We start from the raw sequence: 17,234 nt of genomic DNA on the forward strand, positions 1-17,234 counted from the left end.
TCCGCCGGTTCGGGATCTCGATACCCGTCCCGACAGGATACTCGTCCGAGAGCGTCACCGGAAGCTTCCCGGTGAGGTCGATCTCCCCGAAGAGCGCCCGCACGAGGGCTCTCTTCGAAGCCGGCGCGTCATCATAGGCTGCCACGAGCGCCGCCGCCTCGGGAAACTCCGCCAGCCGGTAAGGACTATCGAGGCTCGCGACGACCGATGTATCGGAGAGACTCGGCTTCAGCGATTCCATAACCCGTGAATCCGCGTCCGTCCTCCCAAGCACGAGGAGCACCCGCTCGTCGGGACGCGCCGCAAGCCAGCCTGGGGTGGTGGGCACCTCTCGTGCGTCGACACGAGCTCGCCTTACGCTCGAGGCGCGCCGTTCGAGCTCCTTTGTAATCAGGTCTGGCTCCTCGTCGCGATGGGCCGGGTCGACGAGCTCGACGAGAAAAATTCGCTCAGGTGCTCGACCATCCAGAGGAAGCACCCGACCCCGATTGCGCACGACGGTTACCGCGCGCTCGGCCATGTCTTCGATGCGTTGCTGGACCTCGGGCTTCGCTACGCGTCGTGAGAGGTCGGCAAGATCCACGGTGCGCCGTCGGTGGAGGTCGACCCGTTGCTTCGCCGCGAGGATTCGGCGGACCGACGCGTCGATGCGAGATTCGGTCAGCTCACCACGATGGACCGCGCGCAGCAACGCGCGATAGGTCACGAGGGGATCGGGAGGCACGAGAAGCGCGTCGATGCCCGCGTTGACCGCATCCACCGCCACTTGCCCGTCCCACGCGGACTTCCGCGCACCGCCCATATCGAGCGCGTCGCTCACGACCAACCCATCGAACCCGAGCTGGTCGCGAAGGAGGCCTCCCAGGATATCGGGCGACAAGGTCGCCGGACGGTCGTCACGACCGTCGAGCGCAGGCACGGCGATATGAGCCGGCATCATCGCGGCGACTCGTGCGTCGATCGCGTGACGAAACGGCACGAGCTCCACGCTTTCGAGCTGTTTTCTCGGTTTTCTCAATACCGGAAGGTCGAAATGGGAATCGAGCGCCGTCGCTCCGTGACCGGGGAAGTGCTTGGCGGTCGCGAGAACGCCGAGCGCTTGTGCGCGCCGAATGAAAGCGGCGCCGAGTCTTCCGGCCCGCTCCGGGATTTCTCCAAAAGACCGGGTCCCGATCACGTCGTTGTCAGCGTTGGTATTGACGTCGAGGACGGGGCTGAGCAGGAGATGGACTCCGAGCGCTCTCGCTTCGCGAGCCGTGACCTCCGCTTGGAACTCGATGTCGCGCTCGGTGCCGCCGGCTCCGAACGCCATCGCTCGAGGAAATCGGCTCGCTCCCTTCACGCGCATGCCCGCGCCGTACTCGTGATCCGAAGCCATCAAGAGCGGCAGAGTCGACACCTCCTGGAGTCGATTCACGATGGCAGCGGTCTCGTAGGGGTCTCCGGCGAACAGGACCACCCCGCCGATACGGCCCTCGCGAGCCGCCTCGAGGATCTCTACCATCCGCGGATCGTCTTCGTTGAAGAACGCTCCTTCCGCGCGGGGAAAAATGAGTTGCCCGATCTTCTGTTCGAGCGTCAGGTCACGCAAGGTCGTCTCCACCCAGGAATCCGGTGTCGTGTCCGCGGGGACGCCAGATTGCCGACCCGCGCAGGCGGCAAAGAAAACGAGCAGACCGAAAACAAACGGCTTGGGCACCAGGCGATCCTAGCGCACCGTGGTGTGGCGTAGAATCCGGATCCTATGAAGCGCCTGGTCGTCACCGCGGACGATTTTGGCCTGAGCCCCGGCGTAGTGGCGGGGATCGTCGAGGCCCACCAGCAGGGCATCGTTACCGCCACCTCCCTCATGGTCAACGCCCCGGCCACCCAGGACGCCTTTCGCCAGGCGCGGGCAAACCCGTCGCTCGCGATTGGGCTTCACTTCGTGCTCACGTTCGGCGAGCCCGTGGGACCGAGGAAGCCACTGGGCGCACTGCTCGACAAGGACGGACACTTTCGCCGATGGGACGCGGGCGAGCGCGACCGCGTGAGTCCGGGTCAGGTCCGCGAAGAGCTCCGCGCGCAGCTTCAGAGGTTCGAGAACGGCGTGGGTCGCCCTCCCACGCATATCGATGGCCACCATCACGTCCACGCCGTACCCGGGGTTCTGACCGCCGTGATCGAAGAAGCCCGGGGGCTGAGCATTCCGGTGCGCTCGCCCGACGAGCCGTCGCGCAGCCGACTCCGCCGCGAGGGAATCCCGACCGACGACCACTTCGTGGAAACGTTCTACGGTGAGGGTTTCGTCGGCGAAAGCCCTCTCCTGGAGATCCTGAAGGGGCTCGAGGAGGGAACGAGTGAGCTCATGTGTCATCCGGCAACCGTGGACGATACCCTTGCCTCGCTCACAAGCTATCGCGAGCCGCGCTATGAAGAGCTCCGGACGCTGACCTCGGAAAGAGTGAGACGGGCTCTCGTAGACCTCGGCATCGAGCTCACGAACCGTTGAAACGGGTCGGCCCCCATCGATACGCCCGAGAGCTGAGGCAATTCCAGGGTTGAACGAACCCTCTAAAGCTCTGCGTCCTCACGCTCCTCCCGCTCGGAGCCGGAGCGGGACTCTACGGTGTCGGACGGCGCCGGCAGGAAACAGCGCGATAACGCATCGAGCGATCGAGCTTGTCAACTTCCGTTGTCTGAGCTAGCGCGCTGAGGCGGCCCCGCATCCCGCCTACTCGCGAGGAGCGGTCGCAAGAAGACCACGGCGATGATGACCAGACCCACAGTGCCGAAGAAGATCGAGTCCGTCATCGTCCAGCTTTCCAACCACACTTCGAAAACGTTCACGGTCGTCCCTCCACGTCGATGGGTTAGACACCACCGATCTCGTGAGGGTTCCCGGTCTCAGCGCTGGACTACTGCAGATCCGAGATGAAGCAACCTACAGCCGTGGTGACGGCGGGCTCGAAGGACCGACCCTCGAGCGCCGATTCCATCGCCCCTGCGAGCTCTCTCGTCGTCGGCGCTCTCCAGGCGCCGTAGGTGGGGACCCGGTCGTCGATGCGGCCCCGATAGATCATCGTGCCACCCGCGTCGAACACTGCCGCTTCGGGCGTGATCGAAGCCCCGACGCGACGCACGAGATCATGTTGCGGGTCGCGTAACGCCGGCATGGCGAGCGAATACTCCTCTTTGTGCGCGCGGATGGTCGCCGCGGTCTCCATGCGATCGGGATAGACCAACCAGAGCCTACCGCCTTTCGATGAGAACGAGGCATCGAGTCGCGTCAATTCCGGCGCATAGCGATTCGCGATGGGGCAGTCGCTCCGAACGAACACGAAGGCCGTCGGCTCACCGCCCTCGAAGGGATCTACGGTTCGCCCATCCAGGTCGTAGAGCTCGAGCGAAGGGCGGCACCCAACGGCGAGCAGGACGGCGAGAAACGAGGCGAGCACGGGCCAGCGTCTCATCGCCATCTCAGGGCTCCCGAAGCGCCTGGGCGATCGGCAGACGGACGGCGCGAATCGCCGGAGGCACGGCTCCCACGAGCCCGATGAGGCACGCGTAGACGATCCCCTGTGCGAGAAGCGTCGGGGTCACGGAAAAAGCGAAAGCGACTTGAGAGAAGCTCTGCCAGTTCATCGTCGCCGCGCGAAACCCATCGAAGGCGGCGTAAGCAAGCCCCGCCCCGATCGCTCCTCCGATGAGCGCGAGCGCGGCGCCTTCGGCGAGAACGGAAAGCAGGATGGGCGAGCTCTTGAAACCGAGAGCGCGGAGCGTGGCGATCTCCCGGGTGCGCGAGGCGACGGCGCTGTACATCGTGTTGAGCGCGCCCAGGACGGCTCCCAGGCCCATGAGCGCCGCGATGAGCCTTCCCAAGCCGGTGATGAGGTTCACGATAACCGTCGATTGCTCCGCGTAGTACTCGGTCTGTCGGATCACCTTCACGTTGAGCTTCGGATCTGTCGTCAATCGATCTTTGAAATTCTGAAACAGATCGGGACTCTCGAGTCTTGCGTATACGGCCTGGTACGAATTCCCGCGACGGTAAGCCGGTTGAAGCACGGCGGCATCGGTCCATATCTCCGATTCCGAGAGCCCACCGTTGGCGCCGAAGATTCCCACCACCGTCCATTCCTGCTGGCCCACCGGAATCTTCGATCCGAGATCGAGACCGACGAACTCTCGCCGAGCGCCCGCCCCGACGATCACTTCGTTGCGTCCCCAGTGGAAAGTACGGCCCTCCTCGATCTGGACGTCCCGTCTGACGTCGAAGGTGGCGGGGACGACACCGCGAAGAGGAACGTTGGCGTCCTTGCCCGTGGAACGCAACGGGACGGCAATAATCACGAAGAGCTCGGAAGATGCCATCGGCCCCGCCGGACCGCGAGCGATGCCCTCGGCGTCGGCGATGATGCGCGCGCTCTCTCCCGAAAGACCGCTCATCATCTCGTTGTCCGCCCCCGATCGCATGACCACCGCCGTATCGTCGTTACCCGAGACGGTCATCGCGTGCCGGAAACCCTGCGCGATCGAGAGGACGCCGACGAGAACGGCGACCACGCCGGCGATGCCGAACATGGCGGCGGCGACGGAGCCCTTTCGCGCCGGTAGCGTGCGCAAGTTGACCTCCGACAGAGCTACGATTTGAGTCAGCCAGTTCATCCGAGCCTCCGGAGCGCATCGGCGATGCGAAGCCTACCCGCCTGGAGCGCGGGAAAGCTTCCGGTCACGAAGCCAAGTGCGAGGGCGAGGCCGACGCCGACGAGAACGTCGGCGGTCGGGAAGAAGAAGACGGGTAGCGCTCCCGAGGTCGGATCTCCGAGCGAAATAACAAACCATGCAACCCCAAGACCGAGAAGGCCGCCGATACCTGCGATCGTACAGGCTTCGGCGAGAACGAGACCTACGACCTGGCCGTCGTTGAAGCCGATCGCCTTCAAAACCGCCAACTCTCCGATGCGCTCGCGCACCGACTGCGCCATCGTATTGCCGGCCACGAGGAGAATGGTGAAGAAAACGGCGCTGAGGATCGCGATGACGATGGCGCCGATATTACCGATCTGATCGGCGAACGACTGCAGGAAAGCGCCTTCGGTCTCCGCCTTGGTCTCCGCCGGCGAGTTGGCGAACGTCTGGTCGATGCGTTTGGCGACGGCGGCGGCTTCGCGCGGATTCTCGATGCGCACGACATACCAGCCGACGATTCCCCTTCCGAAGTCGCGAGCCTCGTCGAAATAGTCGTAATGGAAGAAGAACCAAGACGTATCCGTACCCGGCTTGGCTCCGTCGTAGATCCCGAGGAGGTCGAACTCCCACAGCCGGTTTCCCCCGCTGTGCGTCCAGGCGGTTGCCTGGATCGGAATCCGGTCCCCCACCTTCCAGCCGAAGCGCTCAGCGGTGGCCCGTCCCACGACGGCCCCGGTGCGCGTGCGGAACCAGGCGTCCTTCTCTTCGTCGGAGAGCAGATACTCGGGGTAGATGGAAAGCCAGTCCTCGGGCTGAACCGCCGCCTGGGCGAAGAAGTTCGAGGGTTTCTGATAGATGCCTCCGAACCAGCTCGCGTGCGCGACTTGGGCGACGCCAGGTAACTGTTCGATCTCCGCTTCGTAGCTCCCGGGGAGCGGCTGGATCAGGGAAACTTTGTGGCGCACCACGAGACGATCTGCGTCGGCAACGTCGACCCCCTGGCTCAACGCTTGACGGATGGCGGAGAGATAGCCGAAGAGCACGAATGCCACCACGATGCAGAGGACCGTGAGAAGGGTACGAACCTTCCTGCGCATGAGGTTCGCCAGCACGAGGCGCCCGAGGGTCATTCGACCGGCTCCGTGCTGAGTTTCCCCTCGTTCAGATATAGCTTGCGGCTCGCGCGCGCCGCCGCGTGGGGATCGTGCGTCACCATGATGATCGTCTTGTCGTGCTCCCGGTTCAGCGCCTTCAGGAGCTCGAGGATCTCGTCGCCCGATTTTCGGTCGAGGTCACCGGTGGGCTCGTCGCACAGGAGGAGCGTCGGGTCGCTCACGATACCGCGCGCAATGCCCACTCGTTGCTGCTCCCCGCCCGATAGCTCCCTGGGATAGTGCTTCTTGCGGTCCGATAGGCCCACGATCGCGAGAGCGGTATCCACATGCTTCTTCCGATCGCTCCGCGACAGACGCGTCAGAAGTAGCGGAAGCTCCACGTTCCGCTCCGCCGAAAGGACCGGAAGGAGATTGTAGAACTGAAACACCAGGCCGACGTGCCGTGCCCGCCAGGAAGCGAGCTTCGCTCCCGTGAGTCGATCGATGCGCTCCCCGTTCACCGTGACCGAGCCCTGGTTCGGCGCGTCGAGGCCTCCGATGAGATTCAAGAGCGTGCTCTTGCCCGAACCCGAGGGGCCCATGAGCGCGAGAAACTCGCCCCTGGGGACTTCCAGGTCGAGGTCTTCGAGCACATGAATCTCTTCCGAGCCTCGCCGGAAGTACTTCCTCACTTTGTCGACTCGGACGAGCCCGCCGTTGTCCACCATCACGATCGCTCCTCCACCGCGTCGCCATCCGCCAGATCCTCCGGTCCTTCGACGACCACCCGTTCGCCTGCTTCGAGACCGGAAAGCACCACCGCCTCGTCACCCTCACCGGGCGCGATGGTAACCGCTCTTCTTTCCACTCGCTCCCCATTCACTACGAACACCACGTCTCGGCCATTATCGTTTCGGACGGCCAGCTGGGGAATCGAAACGACTCGTCGCGAGTCCGTCAACGGTTGCTCGTCTCGAAAAGCGACCTTCACACCCATCTCGGGAAGGATGCGCGGGTCCAGCTCGTCGAAGCCGATGCGTACCCTGACCGTCGCCCGATCGCGATCCGCGGTCGGCACGATGGCGAGAACTCTCGTGGGGATCTTCCACTGCGGATAGGCATCGAGTGTGGCTTCGACGCTCTGTCCCGGGCGCACCCGGTTGATGTAGCTCTCGTTCACGTCGACCTCGATCTCGAGGGAGCTCATGTCCACCACCGTCCCGATGCCGGTGCGGGTGAATCCCCCCCCGGCACTTACCGGTGAGATCATTTCGCCCGGCTGAGCGTCCTTCGTCGTCACGATCCCGTCGAACGGGGCCCGGATCACCGTGTCCTCGAGCTGCTGTTTCCACACGGCAACGCGTCGCTCCGCGACCTCGACCTCCTCGCGCTGTCGCTCGAGGCGCGCTCGGAGGGAATCGGTCGTCGCTTGGACCCGATCGAGCTCCGCTTGACTCACGACCGCATCGCGCACGAGCGCCTTTGTCCTCTCGAGCTGGAGCTCGGCTTCCTCGAGCTGCACCCTGGTCTCTTCTTGGGCGGTGCGGGCCGCGCGAAGCTCCGCCGCGGCGAGATTCAAGCTCGCTTCGGTGTTCGATGAGTCGAGCCTTGCCAGAATCTGCCCCTCGCGCACTTCCATGCCTTCTTCGATCAGCACTTCGAGGACCTTCGCCGTCACCTTCGAGGACACCGTCGCCCGCCGCCTTGCCGTGACGTAACCCGATGCGTTGAGTACGGTTTGCCCACTCGGCGTCTCGCTCGCTCGAGCCGTGGCGGTCGAGACGAGCTTGCCGCTCGGTCGCAACCAGAGAAACCCGATCCCGGCGAGCGCAACGGTTGCCAGAATAGCCCAGGCGAGCCAAGCCACCGAACGCGGTTCGTTTCTTTCGCTGCGGTCGATCTTCAGGTCGTCGAGGTTGGCAGCCACGCCTACAAATTAGCGGGGTCCCCTCGGGCAAATCAAACTCCGCGAGCCCATTCGTCAGTCGACGATGGCGAGGCTCGCGACGAGCACCCGTTTCCTCTCGCTCGGACGATGGCTGGCAACGTCCACGAGGGACTCGCTCCCCTTGTCGAAAAAGCTCAAGAAGACGTTGAAAGTATTGGAACTCCATTCCGCGGGAACCGTGATTTGCTGCACGTCGGTCACATAGGAGCCGGGCTTCCAGAATCGCAAACGGTAGAGTCCGTCGAATGGCTCGTGCCCGACCTCGGCGGATTCCCTCCCCGTGGGCCCTTCCCCTTCCACCACCATCCGCCACCCCTTGGGCAATCTCGTCTTGACGTGGAAGTGATAGGAGACGCTAAAGCTCTCACCGCGACGCAGCCGTTCGGTCGAGAGATCGACCCCCACGAGCTCGAGACGATCGCCGAAAGACACCCCCAGCCGCTTCTCGACCGGAGGCTCTCGTTCGGACAAGAACGGATCGATCTGCATTCGGTGGTGCCGACGGTACATGAGATCCACGCTTTGCCACGATTCTCGCAATCGGGCTCGCAGCCGGCCGATCGCTGGGCTCTCGGTCGAGGCGAGGTTGTGACGTTCGAAAGGGTCGTTCGCCAGATCGAACAGCTCGTCGGCTTGTTCGTCGTAATAATGTATGAACTTGCGCGTTCCTTCCAGTTGCCCGCGACAACGACCGTGGTTGAAACAATTGAAATAGAGCGTCCGACCTGGGTCCCGAATCCGGAAGACCGACTCCCCCGGGTAGCTCGAATCGACGACGTCGAAGCCTAACGCGTCCACCAGCGTGGGCAGGACATCGAGGAGGCTCGCAGGACCGCTCACCCGTCTTTCCTGCTCGTTGCGCGGGTCCAGGACGAGAAATGGCACGCGTACAACTTCTTCGTACAGGACGTCGTCGTGTTTTCGACGGCCATGCTCCCCGAAGGCCTCACCATGATCGCCCACGATGATGAAGACGGTAGAGCCCAACAAGCCGAGCTCACGGAATTGATCCAGGAGATCGCGCACGAAGAAGTCCAGGTATCGCACCGAGTTCAAGTAGCGGTTGTGCTCGTCGTCCTCGGTGAGCTCGAGCCGGCCGTATCGTCGCGGTGCGAGATAATCGTGATGGGGCGTCGCCGTCAGGTAGGTGGCGAAGAAACGAGTCGAGCCATTCTCCGACAGCCACCGGCGACTCGTCTCGAGCATGACCGCGTCTTCGTAGGCAAAATAGTTCGCTCGCTCGAAACCGTCGGCGTCCATCGATTCCCCAGCGAAGAAATCTCGATAGCCGAAATTGGCGACGAGCTCTCCGCGCCGCTCGAATCGCTCCGTGGCGGACTGGAAGAAGACCGTCCGGTAGCCCTCGGTCTCGAGAAGCTCGGGCAGACAGGTGGCGGGCACGAGTCCGGGCAGCACCTCGGTCAACTCGCGTATCGGCCGGGGCTCGATGCCGCACAGGATCGAAATGAGCGCCTTCGACGTGTGAGGAATCGTCGAGTAAGCGCGCTCCACCACCAGTCCACGCCCCGCCAGGTCGGCGAGAAACGGTGTCGTCGGGAGCTCGGGAGAATGGAGGGTGGTGGCCGAGGCCCCGGTGGACTCCAGGATGATCACGACGGCGTTGAGCGGTCTCGATCGATCGCGCCGTTCGAGCTCGACATCGATCGGGGGTCTTGGCGCCGCCGCGTCGCCCTCCCCCGGAATCAGGTCCCTCCCGGGGGCGGTGGCGATGAGCTGCACCACGGGGTCCCGCGCGAATGGGCTATCGAGATTCGCTCGAGCGGAAATGACGGGCAGGACACACAAGACCGCGCCCAGTGGTCCGAGGGGACGACGGAGGAGAGACAGCAAATCGAGCGAAGGATGGGTCCCTGCGGGTGGTCGACCTCGGCGGGCCGCCTCGGTGAGAAGAAACGGCCCGACGCAGAGATAGCCCAGGACGAGCCCGTATTGCACCCACGGCGTCTCGCTCGCCATCACGACGCGATTCTCGGCGAAGTTCGCAAAGGCGAACACGACCAGCCCGAAGTCCAGCACCGTGCCGGTCGCGTCGAAGTAACGATGCGCGCCGGTCGTGATGATCGCGTACAGAAGACACGAAACGTGCATCGCGACCAGAACCGGCCAGCGAAGTCGCGACCGCCATGCCCGAAGCGCCAAGGCGACCCAAAGGGTCGCAAACCCGAGGTTGAACAGGAGGTCCGATCGGAGAACCTGCCAGGTGCCGGCTACGTCCGGATGCGCGGCTACCCGCGTAATCTTGAGAGCCAGGTTGTAGACGGTGAGAAAACCGAAGAGGCAGAGAAGGTAGAATCCCTGAGAATGGGCCGAGAGTCGGCTACGTTGCGACATGCCGCGCGAAAAGCTCCCTCTCACGCCCCCTCCGTCGTCGAAAGAGGTGGCCGAGAGAAAAAGATTCTACCATCGCGCTATTGCCCGTGAGGCGAATCTAGAATGCAGACGTCCAACGCCATGCAGACGTTTCGTGAGGGCCTCATCAGTCGATACCTTGCGCCCGGCGACAGCTTGTCCGAGATTCTCTTCGGGATCATCATGACGCTGACCTTCACGCTGGGCGCAGGCGTGCTGGTTCGCGAAGGACCGGACGCCGCCCGCGAGCTCCTCGCGGCGACCGTTGGGTGCAACGTGGCGTGGGGACTCATCGACGGGATCATGTATCTGGGCGGCATGCGGTTCGAGCGAGCCAGGCGGGCGCGTCTCCGGGACGCGATCCGCGGGGCGGCGAGCGCGGAGCGCGCGGCCCGCCTCGTCGCGGGTGAGCTCGACGAGATCCTCGAGCACGTGACGGACCCGAGCGAGCGCGCCGCCCTGTACCGAAGGATCGTGCGCGCCGTCCAACAAAGAGAGCCCCCTTCCGCACGGCTCAACCGGGAAGACGTCTTCGGCGCCGTCGCAAGCTTCTGGCTGGTATTCTTCTCCAGCGTCCCCGCAGCCGTTCCCTTTCTCTTCATCGATAACGCTTGGGTGGCCCTCAGGGTCTCGAACGCGATCCTGATCGGCTCGTTGTTCCTGGTCGGATATCGCTGGGCGCGGCACACGAACCTCCCGCCGTTACGCGCCGGCTTGGCGCTCATGATTGGAGGAATGCTGCTGGTGATCGTCGCCATCGCGCTCGGCGGTTGATTCGAAATCAGAACTCGTAGCCCGCCGCGTAGGCGAAGACCTGGTCCTCCGTCCGATCGGGATTGAACCAGTGAAATGCGAACGACAGCTTCGCGTGGGAGAGCTCGATCAGCAGGCCTCGCTGGAGGTCGAGGCCGGTGTCGTAAGTCCTCGTCCGCTGCACCACAAGGCCGAACCGCAGCCAATCGACTGGAGCGAGCGTGGCCTCGCTCCAGGTGTAGAGGAAGCTCGCGTCGCTGTCCTCGAGGTCGAGGACGTACTCCGACTCCGCGTAGAGCGCGAGCCGGCGCCAGGCGATCTCGATCTCCGCACCGGGCGCGACGCCGTTGGTGCTCCCGGCCACGATGCCGAGCATCGGAACCGCCGTGAACGAGACGTTCTCTCCGAAATCGAAGCTTCTCCCGACGAAGAGCGAGCCGGTCTCGAGGTCCTCGTAGTTGTACCGCGCTTCGAGATGCAAGCCACCCCGGTCCGCGTAGAAGATTGGCGAGATGTAAGGGCTGTCCTTGGGCGGATCGAAAACGAATGCCGAGAGTGCGAAAGACCAATCCTCGGAGGCGGCGGGAGTTGCAGTGGCAACGACGGCGACGAGCCACAGCGCTCTTCGCAAACCCATGGGCACGGGATTCGGCATCAATCGCAAAAACGGAAAGGACTCAACCCATTCGATTCTACGCTGCCGGACGGTTTCGCGCTGCCATTTTCGAACCGCTGAGACGAAGCGACAATCCGGTAGGCCCCCGTTGTTCTCGGGATTGAGGGCGCTCGCGTGCCAGAGCTCTCAGCCGGTGTCAGGATCGTGCCCGGTGACCGCATCCCGCTAGTGACGACGAGTTCGTATTGCCGTCGTAAGGGATAAGGATCGACGCCGCGTCTCGACCGGGTATCGAGGAAGAAGCACCAATCGACTTCACCGAGGATCGGGGAGACGTCGAAGAACCTTTCTTGTCGAATCGTCTTGACCGTGATCGGAGCGGTTCCAACGACACGCGCTTCGCGGATCTCGTTCCGCGAACGTCCCGAATCGAGCTCGGAAGTGTCGATCCCATCGTCGATTTCGAGTGGGGCATGAGCTCCGGTATTGAAAGCGATAAGTTCAGGGCAGGCTTGGACCGGGCGGGTCAGCCGGCCGTAACCGGAGCTCATCGATTCTACGTTCGAAGCGATGACGTAGTGAGGCTCGGGGTAAAGGGACGTCTTGCGTCCGTCGATCCGCTCGATCCGGGAACGGTCTCCCCGTGACGTCGAAACGCCGGTTTTGACCTGGAACCCCGCAGTCTACGCGAGCCTGGGCGTGATGGCCGCGAGCCCGGACGTCGACTTCGGTGAGCTCGATGGACAAACCGAGGTCGCACCGTTTCATCCGATCGCGGCCTCGGGAACGATCACTGTGCAGAGCGCGCCCTCTTCGTTTCATTGGGAGTGCCGAGCGAGGGCACGACGGTCATCGGGCGGCTCGCGACATCATCGGCGAGGCCGGAGGTTTCGCGTACCCCAAGGATTAGACGATGGCGGAGCTGGCGGCTTCCGCTCGTCACGTCGGCTTTTTCTGACAATGGGAGAGCTTGCGCGGCTCGAGATATGGGTACCAGAAATTAAAATAGTATATATATTATAATTATTATAGTTATAGGAGAAGCTTAAGTTGAAAAAGACCATCTCGACGATCGATGTGCGTAAACAGCTCGGAGAGATTCTGGACAGAGTTTCGCTTCGCTACGACGAATTCATCATCGAGCGCAAAGGAAAGGCGCTTGCGGCCGTCGTCCCGATAGAGAAGCTCGAGCAGTTAGAGCGAGCCGCACGTGGCCATTTGCTCGCGCTGATGGCGCGACAACCGGGCTCGATCTCACAATCCGAGGCCGATCGGATTGCCAACGAGGCCAAACACGAGAGTCGTCGAGGAACGCTCTGAGCGATGGCTCGCGTCGTCGTCGATGCGAACGTCTACCTGAGCGCGCTGATTCGTCCTCAAGGCCCGCCGGGCCAGATCATCAAACGACTCCTGAGGGAGGGTGCCCACACCGTCATCGTTTCCAAGGACATCCTGGAGGAAGTCCGAAAAGGCCTCGACTATCCAAAGGTGCGCAAAAAGATCGACGCCACCGATGAGGAGTTGGACGCCTGGGTCGAGTCACTGGGCGTTCTCGCTGATGTCGTAAGTGGGGTGCCCGACGTTCGGGTTGTGGAATCGGACCCGGACGACGATCTGTACGTGGCCGCTGCACTCGATGGACGCGCCGACTTTATCGTCTCGGGTGACCGCCACCTCGTGGAGCTGGAGGAGGTGCAAGGCGTTCGCATCGTGACGCCGCGACAATTCCTGGACCTCCTCGACGACTCGACCGAGACTTCGAGCGACAATGACTGAAACAGGGCGGGATGCACTACACGCTTCGTTTCAACTAGTGTCCCTGTAAATTGACGCAAGAGCATCCCTGACGCGCCGCCGGCACCGCATCCTCGGGAGCGAGGAAGACGAGCCGATCGTTGACGAGGAAGTTCAAGAGCGCGCAGGAAGCAATCGACGCGAGGTTCGCCACGAGATAGTGAAGCCCGAGCTCGCCGACGAATAGCCGCATGAACACGACGTTTCCAAGGATGGAGACGAGCCCGCTCGTCAAGTTGAACCGAAGCAGGCGCCGAAGTCGGACGATGCCGCGGAGAAGTCCGCGGTCACGCCACGTCCAGCGTTCGTGCCACAGAAAGTTGTGGAGAATCGCTGATTCGACGGCGACGACCGTGGACAGGAGGTAGTGGACGCCCAGGACGCCTTTCAAGAGCGAGAGCACCGAGAGCTGAACGCTGACGCCGATCCACCCGACGGCGCTGAACTTTATGAAACGGATCAACGACCTTTCCCTGGCTCGCTGACCGGCTCGGCCCGGTAGAGATGCAGCGTGTTGCGCATTACGGAAGCGAGAAGGGTCACGAAGAGACCCACGATCGCGCAGATGCCGCCCACGTCGAACAAGAGATAGTCCTTGCCGCGGATCGTCGTGTGGGTGCCCACCAGAAGATAGAGAGTCCCGATCGAGAAGAGGATTCGGAGCTCGGTCGGCCCGAGCCGCAGAAAGTGAATTCGGAAAGTCCCGACGGCGTAGGCAGCCAGATAGATCTCGGACACGACCATGAGGTAGACGACCATCAGTCCGAAAGCGACGACGGGACTCATGTAGCCCGACAATGCCAGCCCTCCGAGCAGGAAGAAGGCTCCGAAAACGTCGACGACGTGGTCGACGTAGTATCCGTACTTCGGGCGCTGGCAGCCTCGAACCCGGGCGAGCGTTCCATCGAGGCTGTCGCCGAACCAGTTCACGAAGAGGAAGAGTACGACACCGACGAGAGCAAGCGGTTCGATCGCGGCCGCCCAGAAGCTCGCCCCGGCGCCGATCATGCCCACGAGGCCGAGCACAGTGAGATGGTCGGAGTTTATCGGTGCGGGCAAGCGGCCCGCCATCCACACCAGAAAACGCTTCTCCACACCGGACAGTACGCTGCCGAGATCGCGGGTGATGTCCGCTTCGACCGGAATCGTCGTCGTGCTCATCGTTACACCTCCATCAGCCTTGGTCGTGCAAGAGGCGTTCCACCCGGGAACCCACGAAAGAACGGGTTGTCCGCCGCCCGACGCCTATCCAATCGGATAGCGGCACGCGCCTGGCACCGTTGAACGCTATCCAAATGGATAGAATGGCGACCGATGCCGGCATTCGAGCTCACGGGTTGTCGCGGCTTCCGCGGCGTGAGCGAGTATGTCGCGCGGTTCCTCACCGAGCGGTGTAACCGAGATCCCCTGGCGCTCGCCGAGCTCGCGGTGCTCGTCCCCACCACATCGGCGGCGCACCTCGTGAGGTACTGGATCGAGGACTCGCTGCTCGTTTCCCGGCGGAACACCGCCATCCTTCCGACGATCACGACTCCGAATGCCCTGATCGACTCGTCGTGTCATCGTCTCGTCGATCCCTTGCTCCGCGAGGCCCTGCTCGAGGCCGCTTTCGAAGCGACCGAACGAACAGGCCTCCTGCCGCCATTCGCCGTACGCGGTTCCCTCGCGTCGCGGGTACTCGCGTTCCACGACGACCTGATGCTTCGGGCAAAGGGCTGGGAACCTTTCGTTCGCCGCGCTCTCGAGGAGCTGGACGCTCCCGACGACCAGGGAGCGCAGAAGCTCGCTCAACTGACGCGTTTCCTCGACGCCTCGATCCTGGAGTATCGGCGACGGCTTCAGACGCTCGGCCTCGTGGACCGTCCCCGGGCGCGCGAGGATCTCTACGCAGCTTTCCCCTTCCGCCAAGTCGTGGTTCTCGGAGCGCAGACGCTCTCACCGCTCGAGCTGGACCTCGTGAGGGAGGCCGAGGGAATCGCCGAGCTTCAATTCGTCATCGAGCATGAGCACTCGCCCGAGCTGTCTCGATTCTCCGGCACGATTCGGATCGACCCCGCGCCGGCCCTTCCCCGGCCTTCCCTGCTCGCTCCCGAGGGTCACGACTCCCTCACGTTCGTCGCTCGCGATCGGGAGGAGTGCCTTCGGGACGCGGCTCGTCTTCTGAAGTTGCTGGAAGAAAAGCAGCGACTTCCTCCGCTTCACCGCATCGCGATCGTCGTGCCCCGGCCTCTGCCTTATTCCTACCTGGCCAAGAAGGTGTTTCGGGAGGCGGGCATCCCCTACGAGCTCCAGGACAGCTTTCCGCTCGCCCGGGAACCGATCGTGGCCGCGGTCGACCTTCTCATCGACCTGGTCGAGCACGACGGGGCGCGCCCCTTCGCTCTCGCGCTGCTGCGCAGTCCTCTTTTCCGCTTCGAGCACGTGGGCGGGGCGGAGACAGCGGCTTTCGACCGGCTGACGCTGCGATTGAGAGAGCCGGGCTCGACGAAGAGGTGGCGTTCGCTCCTCGAGCGGCTCGACCGCCCGCCCGTTCAGCCGAGTCTTCCGGGATTCGGCGGGTCGTCGGACAAAGCCCGTTCCGCTCTCGCCGCGGTGGTCACCGCCTCAGAGCTGCTGGCACCGCTCGGGGAGCCCGCCTCGCTCTCCCAAAAAATCCAAACGCTGAAGCGATTCCTCGCTCGATTCTCTCGCCCGCTGGAAGACGCCTGCCCCGAGTCCGAGCTCTCTCGCACTCGGAGAGCGCAGAGAGCGCTCGAGACGATCCTGGACCGACTCGCGGCCGCCTCCCAGCAAGCGGGAGACCCGACGATCGGTTTCTTCGCTTTCCGCGAGAAACTGCATCGGGCGATCGAGTCTCATACGTTTGCTCCGCGTACGGGAACTGGCGGGGTCGTCATCGTCGACGCCGCTTCGGCCACCTTCGGCTCGTTCGATCTCGTGCTCCTCTTCGGTCTCAACGACGGCGAATGGCCCGATCGCGGCGAACGTAACATCTTCTACCCGCAGAGACTGCTGTCCGAGTTCGGATGGCCTTCCGACCGCGAGCTGCTCGCGCGCGAGAGGTGCCGCTTTCTGAGCTTGCTCGAATGCGCCTCCAAGCACGTCGTGCTCTTTCGACACCAGCTCGACGACGAGATGCCTACCGTTCCCTCGCCTTTTCTCGAGGACGCCCAGGCGTGGTTGGAAAGCGATGCCGTGAAAGTGGATTCGATTGGTCCGCTCGAGACGATCCTGGTCTCTCGATCGGAGGCACTGCGGCGAGGGGTCCTCGACGCCTCGATACCTTTCGCGGTCGATCGACGGGCGGGCATCATCGATTCGCCGCCGAAGGTTTTCGAGCCGGTCTCCCCAACGGCGTTCGAGCTCTATCTTCGATGCCCTTTCAAATACTTTGCCCGTTACCTTCTCGGGCTCGAGGAGGAGGAGGTCGTCGACGAAACGCTGAGCGCTCGCGACCGGGGTCGGATTCTCCACCAGCTGCTCCAGGACGCCTTCGCGAAGTGGGATCGCGGCGCGGAGCGTCCGCGTCCGATTACCGAGGAAAACTACGACGAGGCGCTCGCTTTGTTTCGACAGGTGGCGATCTCGAAGGTTCGCGGAGAGCACCGGCAGCCGGAATTCTCCCGGCTGTTCGGAAACGCGGGGGAGCCTGGCGCGATTCCGTGGCTTCTCCGGCGTGAGCTCGCCCGAGGACCTCTCAGGAGACGCCTCGTCGAGCACGCCTTCGAAGCCCCATTGAAAGTCGACCGCGGCCCATCGGGAGAATCCCCGTGGTACGTACGGATCAAGGGTCGCGTCGACCGCGCGGACGTCGACGAGGACGGCACCCTTCACGTTTTCGATTACAAGAGCGGACGATCGCCCGACGCGCAAACGGCTCTACAGGTCCCGCTTTACGCGATGTCCCTGGCGCAGGAGCTCGGAGCGGCGGTACGCGAGGCGTCCTACATCAGTTTTCGCGATCGCAAGACGACGTCCCGGGCCGACT

The 17,234-nt window shown here is 63.4% G+C and carries 17 protein-coding genes; 6 read left to right on the forward strand and 11 right to left on the reverse strand.

Annotated elements, in window-relative coordinates:
* A partial coding sequence (locus VEK15_06175) for a glycoside hydrolase family 3 N-terminal domain-containing protein (protein HXV60262.1) occupies positions 1–1,699 on the reverse strand: 1,699 nt, incomplete at its 3' end.
* Between the two features lie 45 nt (positions 1,700–1,744).
* On the opposite strand from VEK15_06175, the gene VEK15_06180 reads away from it, so the two are divergent.
* Positions 1,745–2,491: a carbohydrate deacetylase gene (locus VEK15_06180; GenBank protein ID HXV60263.1), complete on the forward strand. Its 747-nt coding sequence runs from the start codon at positions 1,745–1,747 to the stop codon at positions 2,489–2,491.
* 173 nt (positions 2,492–2,664) lie between these two features.
* Here the strand turns inward: VEK15_06180 and VEK15_06185 are convergent, their stop codons facing one another.
* The 7 genes from VEK15_06185 to VEK15_06215 form a co-directional block, all read right to left on the reverse strand.
* Positions 2,665–2,829, reverse strand: coding sequence for a hypothetical protein (locus VEK15_06185; GenBank protein ID HXV60264.1), 165 nt, complete (start codon positions 2,827–2,829; stop codon positions 2,665–2,667).
* Positions 2,830–2,897: 68 nt separating this feature from the next.
* Positions 2,898–3,458 carry a redoxin domain-containing protein gene (locus tag VEK15_06190; GenBank protein ID HXV60265.1) on the reverse strand — a complete coding sequence of 187 codons (561 nt, stop codon included), beginning with the start codon at positions 3,456–3,458 and terminating at the stop codon, positions 2,898–2,900.
* 1 nt (position 3,459) lies between these two features.
* Positions 3,460–4,647 (reverse strand): ABC transporter permease, encoded by a 1,188-nt coding sequence (locus tag VEK15_06195; GenBank protein HXV60266.1) that lies wholly within the window; start codon positions 4,645–4,647, stop codon positions 3,460–3,462.
* Positions 4,644–5,801, reverse strand: a complete 1,158-nt coding sequence (locus tag VEK15_06200; protein ID HXV60267.1) for an FtsX-like permease family protein — start codon at positions 5,799–5,801, stop codon at positions 4,644–4,646. Before VEK15_06200 ends, VEK15_06195 begins: the two co-directional genes overlap by 4 nt.
* Positions 5,798–6,493, reverse strand: coding sequence for an ABC transporter ATP-binding protein (locus VEK15_06205; protein HXV60268.1), 696 nt, complete (start codon positions 6,491–6,493; stop codon positions 5,798–5,800). Before VEK15_06205 ends, VEK15_06200 begins: the two co-directional genes overlap by 4 nt.
* Positions 6,493–7,692, reverse strand: coding sequence for an efflux RND transporter periplasmic adaptor subunit (locus tag VEK15_06210; protein ID HXV60269.1), 1,200 nt, complete (start codon positions 7,690–7,692; stop codon positions 6,493–6,495). The genes VEK15_06205 and VEK15_06210 overlap by 1 nt, the downstream gene beginning before the upstream one ends.
* Before the next feature lie 54 nt (positions 7,693–7,746).
* Positions 7,747–10,065 carry a sulfatase-like hydrolase/transferase gene (locus VEK15_06215; GenBank protein HXV60270.1) on the reverse strand — a complete coding sequence of 773 codons (2,319 nt, stop codon included), beginning with the start codon at positions 10,063–10,065 and terminating at the stop codon, positions 7,747–7,749.
* 102 nt (positions 10,066–10,167) lie between these two features.
* Between VEK15_06215 and VEK15_06220 the strand changes: the two genes are divergently transcribed.
* Positions 10,168–10,857, forward strand: a complete 690-nt coding sequence (locus VEK15_06220; GenBank protein ID HXV60271.1) for a VIT1/CCC1 transporter family protein — start codon at positions 10,168–10,170, stop codon at positions 10,855–10,857.
* Between the two features lie 7 nt (positions 10,858–10,864).
* On the opposite strand, the gene VEK15_06225 is transcribed toward VEK15_06220, so the two are convergent.
* Positions 10,865–11,473: a hypothetical protein gene (locus VEK15_06225; protein ID HXV60272.1), complete on the reverse strand. Its 609-nt coding sequence runs from the start codon at positions 11,471–11,473 to the stop codon at positions 10,865–10,867.
* A gap of 329 nt (positions 11,474–11,802) precedes the next feature.
* On the opposite strand from VEK15_06225, the gene VEK15_06230 reads away from it, so the two are divergent.
* The 3 genes from VEK15_06230 to VEK15_06240 all read left to right on the forward strand — a co-directional run bounded on the left by VEK15_06230 (position 11,803) and on the right by VEK15_06240 (position 13,228).
* Entirely contained in the window at positions 11,803–12,099 is a 297-nt protein-coding gene (locus VEK15_06230) for a hypothetical protein (protein ID HXV60273.1), read from the forward strand.
* A gap of 403 nt (positions 12,100–12,502) precedes the next feature.
* Positions 12,503–12,772, forward strand: a complete 270-nt coding sequence (locus VEK15_06235; protein HXV60274.1) for a type II toxin-antitoxin system Phd/YefM family antitoxin — start codon at positions 12,503–12,505, stop codon at positions 12,770–12,772.
* A gap of 3 nt (positions 12,773–12,775) precedes the next feature.
* On the forward strand, positions 12,776–13,228 hold the full coding sequence (locus tag VEK15_06240; GenBank protein ID HXV60275.1) for a putative toxin-antitoxin system toxin component, PIN family: 453 nt from the start codon (positions 12,776–12,778) through the stop codon (positions 13,226–13,228).
* A 34-nt stretch (positions 13,229–13,262) separates the two neighbouring features.
* Here the strand turns inward: VEK15_06240 and VEK15_06245 are convergent, their stop codons facing one another.
* Together VEK15_06245 and VEK15_06250 are read right to left on the reverse strand one after the other, a co-directional pair.
* Positions 13,263–13,709: a GtrA family protein gene (locus VEK15_06245; protein ID HXV60276.1), complete on the reverse strand. Its 447-nt coding sequence runs from the start codon at positions 13,707–13,709 to the stop codon at positions 13,263–13,265.
* Positions 13,706–14,407: a CDP-alcohol phosphatidyltransferase family protein gene (locus VEK15_06250; GenBank protein ID HXV60277.1), complete on the reverse strand. Its 702-nt coding sequence runs from the start codon at positions 14,405–14,407 to the stop codon at positions 13,706–13,708. The genes VEK15_06245 and VEK15_06250 overlap by 4 nt, the downstream gene beginning before the upstream one ends.
* Positions 14,408–14,560: 153 nt before the next feature.
* On the opposite strand from VEK15_06250, the gene VEK15_06255 reads away from it, so the two are divergent.
* A partial coding sequence (locus tag VEK15_06255; protein ID HXV60278.1) for a PD-(D/E)XK nuclease family protein occupies positions 14,561–17,234 on the forward strand: 2,674 nt, incomplete at its 3' end.

Source organism: Vicinamibacteria bacterium (assembly GCA_035620555.1).
Taxonomy (GTDB): domain Bacteria; phylum Acidobacteriota; class Vicinamibacteria; order Marinacidobacterales; family SMYC01; genus DASPGQ01.